Genomic DNA, 673 nt, shown 5'->3' on the forward strand with positions numbered 1-673 from the left:
CCCCTCCCGCCCCGCCGGGGAGAGCGGGGGGCGCGCCCCCCCCCCCCCCCCCCCCCCCCCCCCCCCCCCCCCCCCGGGCGGCCCCCCCCGCCGACCTCTTCGCCGGCGGATCCGCCCCCCCCCGCGGCTATCTCGGGCACCCCGCCCCCCCCGCAGACCGCTCCCCCCCCGCCCCCTTCGGACAACCCGGTGCCCGCCTCTACCGCACCGGTGACCGCGCCGCCCGCACCCAAGACGGCACCCTCCTCTACCGCGGACGCGCCGACGACCAGATCAAGATCCGCGGCTACCGCATCGAGCCCGGCGAGATCGAGGCTCGCCTCCTCGCTCAACCCCACGTCGCCCACGCCGCCGTCACCGCAAGGCCAGGACCCGCCGCAGCACCCGCGGGAGGATCCGCCGGACTGCGCCTCCTCGCCTACGCCGTCCCCCGGCCCGGCGCCGCCCTCGACGGCGACGCCCTGCGCGCGGCCCTCGCCGCCAGGCTCCCCGACTACATGGTCCCGGCCCAGGTCGTGATCCTCGACCGCCTGCCCCTCACCCCCAACGGCAAGCTCGACAAGCGCGCCCTGCCCGAGCCAGAGGCCCCCGCGCCCGCCACCCACGCCCCGCCCGAGACCGAGGCCGAACGCGCGCTCGCCGCGATCTGGGCCGGCCTCCTCGGCCGCGACCA

Annotated in this window: 1 protein-coding gene; it reads left to right on the forward strand. The window is 80.1% G+C overall.

All coding sequences use genetic code 11. From position 1 onward, the window contains the following. Positions 1-673 (forward strand): AMP-binding enzyme (locus VP06_RS35725; RefSeq protein ID WP_156295893.1); only part of this gene is annotated, 673 nt, incomplete at both ends.

This window comes from Methylobacterium aquaticum, assembly GCF_001043915.1.
Taxonomy (GTDB): Bacteria; Pseudomonadota; Alphaproteobacteria; order Rhizobiales; family Beijerinckiaceae; genus Methylobacterium; species Methylobacterium aquaticum.